Consider the following 5,106-nt stretch of genomic DNA (forward strand, 5'->3'; position numbering starts at 1 on the left):
TGTAGATGAACAGCACCCCGGCAGTCGCGCCAAGAATGTCGGCATTGTCGCCATGCGCCGGCGCCAGATAACGATATGCCGCGTAGGAAACCGCCGATGTGACCAGCAAAGCCACCAGCAGCGACATCACGCCATGGCCAAGTGTACGGGCCTCGAGCGGCAGCGCCGGCATCGAGTTCGGCCGGATGATCGACATGATCAGGATATAGGACATATAGAGGCCGGTGAGCACGAGGCCCGGGATCAACGCGCCCGCGTACATATCGCCGACCGAGCGGCCGAGCTGGTCGGCAAGCACGATCAGCACCAGCGACGGCGGGATGATCTGGGCAAGCGTGCCGGAGGCGGCAATGACACCGGATGCGAGCCGGCGGTCATAGCCATAGCGCAGCATGATCGGCAGCGAGATCAGGCCCATGGCGATGACGGAAGCCGCCACCACGCCGGTGGTCGCCGCTAAAAGCGCGCCGACGAAGATCACGGCGTAGGCGAGGCCGCCGCGGATTGGCCCGAACAGCTGGCCGATCGTGTCGAGCAGGTCTTCGGCCATGCCCGACCGCTCGAGCACGATGCCCATGAAGGTGAAGAACGGGATGGCCAGCAGCGTGTCGTTCGACATCACCCGGCTGCCGTAGAAATTATCCGGCAATGCGTGCAGGAGCGGCCAGGCGAGGTTGATCGATCCTCCGGAATAGGGAGACAGCAGCACGCCGATGAAGAAGAACATCAAGCCGTTGGCGGCCAAGGAAAAAGCGACGGGGTAGCCGATCAGCAGGAAGATGATCAGCGAAGCGAACATGATCGGCGCCATGTTCTGCGCGATGAACTCCATCACGAACGCACCTCGTCGGCCAGCGCCTTGGCTTCGAGTTCGGCCTGCTCATGCACCGATATGAAGGGATTGGGGTCGTCCATGTCTCCGCGCATGATGGCGATCTTCTTGATGATCTCGGAGATGCCCTGCAGCGCCAGCAGGAAAAACCCGACGAGCAGGATGGCCTTGGCGGGCCAGATGATCAGGCCGCCGGAATTGTTGGACATCTCGCCGCTGCGAAACGACAGCGACACATAAGGAACGAAATAGATCACCATCAGCGTCACGAACGGCATCAGAAAAAAGACATGCCCGAAAAGGTCGATCCAGTGCTGCACGCGGCGTGGAAACAGGCCGTAGACGACGTCGATGCGGATATGTTCGTTCTGCTTCAGCGTATAGGCGGCGGCCAGCATGAAGGCGGCGCCGAACAGATACCATTGCAGCTCGAGCCAAGCGTTCGAGGATATGTCGAACACCTTGCGGATAATGGCGTTGGCGGCGCTCACCAGGATCGCCAGCAGGATCAGCCACGATATCCATTTGCCGATGAACTCGTTGGCGCGATCAATAGTCCTGGATAGAGCGAGAAGCCCTGCCATGCATTCCTCCCTTGTACCGGAGGCGTGCCGGCTTCCCCCTTTTTGTCCGTCACGCCACGTGGTCCAACGGTATGCCGCGCGTGGACTGACGGGTCAACAAGGATAGAGGCAGCGAATATCATCGCATCGCAGACAGTGCCCAATACCGGCGATCTGCCCTCGCGTCATGCAACCAAAGTCTGACGTTTTCAGGCGATTTTGCCGGTGTCGCGGCCGGCGCCGATCAGGATCAGCGTCGTGACCAGGAACAGGTACATCCACGCGTCGCGCCACTCGACCGGGAAGTAGCCGGCCCACAGCGATTCGGCCATGCCGAAGACGGCCGCGCCGAGCGCCGCGCGCGGTGGCGAGAGATAGCCGCCGACCGCCGTCACGAACAGGATCTTCAGTCCGTAGACGAGGCCCGAGCCGAAGCTGACATTGCCGTAATAGAGCCCGGCCATGACACCGGCCAGCGCGGCGCAGAAGCCGCCGAACAGCACCGCGTGCCGGAACACCGCGCGTACGTCGACGCCGCACATCGCGGCAGCCTTGGGGTCGTCGGAGACGGCGCGCCAGCACCGTCCGAAGCTCGACCGGGCAAAAGCCCAGCTTGCCAGCGCGATTGCCGCCACCACCACGGCGCAGTCGATAAGCTGGATGAGCGTCAGCGTTGCCTTGAAGGTCGCGCCCTGCGCGAAAACGATGGGCTGCGCCAGCATCGGCGGCAGCCACAGATCATGCGTGTCGGCGGCGATGCGGCTCGCTTCGGACAGCAGCAGCAGGATGCCGAGCGTCGTCACCACGATTGCATTGGGCGTGCGGTCGGCCAACGGTTCGAAGACACTGCGCGACAGCACGTGGCTGATCAGCGCGGCATAGAGGAACGCAGCGACGACGCCGAGCGCCACCGCCGCCAGCAGCGTCAGCCACAGCACCTGATAGCCGAAGGCCGCGGTCAGGATCATGGTCTGGCCGCAAAAGGCGAACAACGCGCCATAAGCGAGATTGGTGCGGTGCAGGATGCCGTTGGTCAGCACATAGCCAAAGGCGAGCAACGCATACAGCGCGCCCGAATGCAGCCCGTTCAGCACCTGCTGGAAGAAATAGAGCATGCAAAACCTCGAAGCATGCCGCCCAAAAGTGCGAAGCGGTCCTGGCCAACAGCATGCTCAAAAGGCTGCGGAGACCACCGCATCCCGGAGTGAGGTTGCATCGCTGAATCTAACTTGTCAAATACGATTTATCGGTTAGATTTTCGCCATGACGGTATCATGGACCCCGCACCGCTTCACCGGCGGCCTGCTTGCGCTCGACACGGCGAACACCGTCGTGCTGCGCGGCGATCCGGAGCGGACGTTCGACCGCTTCGAAGATCCGGCCGAGATTGCTCGCTTCGCCGACGCGGCGAGCCGCTTTCGCGCCGCCGAGCTTGGCGAAAGGCCGCTGGCGGTATCCTCAGCGGTGGCGATCGCACCCGTCGTGCTGTCGATCCGCGAGGCGACGGACCGGCTGTTTCGTGGAGCGGTGTCGAAGGGCGCGGTCGCCACCGCTGATCTGCCCGGATTCCTGAGCGCCTGCGCCGAGGGTCTTGCCGGCAGCCGGACCGAGATCGGTGTGCCGGGAAGGCCGTTCGGTGATCCCCTGACGCCGATCGCCTTCGAGGCGGCGCTGGCGGTTTCGGCGCTATCGCTTCTGCGCGACGATACCGTCGCAAGGCTCAGGATCTGTCCCAACTGCACCTGGCTGTTCGTCGACAGAAGCCGCAATTCCAGCCGCCTATGGTGCGACATGGCGGTGTGCGGCAACCGTCAGAAGGCAAGCCGTCACTATCGCCGTCGTCGCATGGCGGAAAATGAGGTCAAGAATGCGTAGCGGCCTTTCCCGTTCGATCCTTGTTGGCGCGGCGCTCATCGTGGCCGTTGCGCTCGGCGCCTGCCGCGACACCGGCGACGCCGAAGGCAAGCTGTTCGAGATTTCCGGCAAGATATTCGTTTTCAACTACCGCCTCGCCAGGGCGACTTATGTGGTGACCCTGCGGCCGCTGAAGCCGATGGGAGAGGGCCAGGTGGCGGTCGCCAGCTTCCAGGATCCCGCCGGCGGCGCACCTCTGGTGGTCGAGCAGAAGGTCTGGCCGAAGCTCGACAAGGTGACGCTGGAGAGCCCGGCACTGACCTGCGTCGTCAAGAACAAGCCCTATGCGATTGCCATCAGCATCAAGGGCGCCGACGGCGCGGTCCTGCAGAAGATCGACACCACGCTGATGTCGACGGAAGACCAGTCGATCCTGCCCGACCGGCCGCTGGTCATCGACCAGCTCTACACCGCCAATCCCGATCTCGTCGGCCATCCCGACGGCAAGCTGCCGGGCGAGCCGAAGCCAGATTGCTCGAAAGGCGGCTGACGCGTCGCGGCCGGCCGCGCCGCAGCTGTAATGTTCATGCGCCGGGCAATGTCCGCGGATCGGTTTCATACCCGATTCAGGATGGCCGCGGACTGTTCGTTGCGCGTTGCCTGGCATCTGCGATTTTGTTTGACCTGCCTTGCAAGGGGAGAAAGGATGCGTCATCCGACCCCGACGTTGGCTGCCTGCCCCGCGTGGCCTCCGCAGAGGAAATGCCTGATGACGCTGCACGACGTCGCGCTCGACGACAAGTTCGATCTCGCAAAGGAGCGCATCTTCCTGTCCGGCGCGCAGGCGGTCATTCGCATGCTCTTGATGCAGCGCGAGCGCGACCGTCGCGCCGGCTTGAACACGGCCGGGTTCGTCTCTGGCTATCGCGGTTCGCCGCTCGGCGGCCTCGACATGCAGCTGTGGAAGGCGAAGAAACAGCTCGCCCAGGCTGACATCGTCTTCCAGCCGGGTCTCAACGAGGAGCTTGCCGCCACCGCCTGCTGGGGGGCGCAGCAGACGGAGCTGCTGGGCGAGGGCACTCATGACGGCGTCTTTTCGGTCTGGTACGGCAAGGGACCGGGCGTCGACCGCTCAGGCGATGTGTTCCGCCACGCCAACCTCGCCGGATCGTCGAAGCATGGCGGCGTGCTTGCGCTGATGGGCGACGACCATATGGCCGAATCCTCGACCAACGCGCACGCCACCGAATTCCTGTTCGTCGACACGATGGTGCCGATCCTCAACCCGGCCGGTGTCCAGGAGATCATCGACTACGGGCTCTACGGCTTCGCCATGTCGCGCTTTGCCGGCACGTGGGCGGCGATCAAATGCGTCAAGGACAACATCGAATCGACCGCCTCGGTCGATGCCGCGCTCGAGCGGCTGAACATCGTCGTGCCGGAGTTCGACATGCCGCCTGGCGGTCTCAACATCCGCCACGAGATCGACATGCTCGGCCAGGAAGAGCGGCTGCATGAACACAAGCGCGCCGCGGCCTCCGCCTTCATCCTTGCCAATGGGCTGAACCGCATCGTCTATTCGGGCGGCCGCAATCCGAAGATCGGCATCATCACGCTCGGCAAGAGCTATCTCGACGTTCGCCAGGCGCTGGAGGATATCGGCATCGACGAAGCGGCCGCCAACCGCATCGGGGTGCGGCTGTTCAAGGTCGGCTGCCCCTGGCCGCTCGACCTGCATCACATCGCCGGTTTCGCCCGCGGCCTCGACACCATCGTCGTCGTCGAGGAGAAGCGCTCGCTGATCGAGGTACAGTTGCGCGAAAGCCTTTATGGCACTGCCACCCAACCGGTCATTAT

Annotated in this window: 5 protein-coding genes and 1 pseudogene; 3 read left to right on the forward strand and 3 right to left on the reverse strand. The window is 63.6% G+C overall.

Annotated features, from left to right (window positions below):
- The 3 genes from ENZ74_RS21055 to ENZ74_RS21065 form a co-directional block, all read right to left on the reverse strand.
- The coding region (locus ENZ74_RS21055; RefSeq protein WP_127312971.1) for a TRAP transporter large permease subunit at positions 1-832 on the reverse strand (832 nt) is incomplete at its 3' end.
- Complete coding sequence (locus ENZ74_RS21060) at positions 832-1,416, reverse strand: TRAP transporter small permease subunit (RefSeq protein ID WP_013528212.1); 585 nt, start codon at positions 1,414-1,416, stop codon at positions 832-834. The genes ENZ74_RS21060 and ENZ74_RS21055, both read right to left, overlap by 1 nt.
- A 188-nt stretch (positions 1,417-1,604) precedes the next feature.
- On the reverse strand, positions 1,605-2,510 hold the full coding sequence (locus ENZ74_RS21065; protein WP_063169837.1) for a branched-chain amino acid ABC transporter permease: 906 nt from the start codon (positions 2,508-2,510) through the stop codon (positions 1,605-1,607).
- A 148-nt stretch (positions 2,511-2,658) separates the two neighbouring features.
- Here ENZ74_RS21065 and ENZ74_RS21070 point away from each other — a divergent pair, with 148 nt between their 5' ends.
- From ENZ74_RS21070 to ENZ74_RS21080, 3 genes and pseudogenes are all read left to right on the forward strand, one after another.
- The gene (locus ENZ74_RS21070; RefSeq protein WP_063169838.1) at positions 2,659-3,270 is read left to right on the forward strand and encodes a CGNR zinc finger domain-containing protein; all 612 of its coding nucleotides are present in this window, start codon (positions 2,659-2,661) and stop codon (positions 3,268-3,270) included.
- The gene (locus tag ENZ74_RS21075; protein WP_013528209.1) at positions 3,263-3,799 is read left to right on the forward strand and encodes a hypothetical protein; all 537 of its coding nucleotides are present in this window, start codon (positions 3,263-3,265) and stop codon (positions 3,797-3,799) included. Before ENZ74_RS21070 ends, ENZ74_RS21075 begins: the two co-directional genes overlap by 8 nt.
- Positions 3,800-4,018: 219 nt before the next feature.
- Positions 4,019-5,106 (forward strand): annotated as a pseudogene (locus tag ENZ74_RS21080) (indolepyruvate ferredoxin oxidoreductase family protein); the annotation flags it as partial.

Source organism: Mesorhizobium sp. M7A.F.Ca.CA.002.15.2.1, assembly GCF_003998715.1.
GTDB lineage: Bacteria > Pseudomonadota > Alphaproteobacteria > Rhizobiales > Rhizobiaceae > Mesorhizobium > Mesorhizobium ciceri.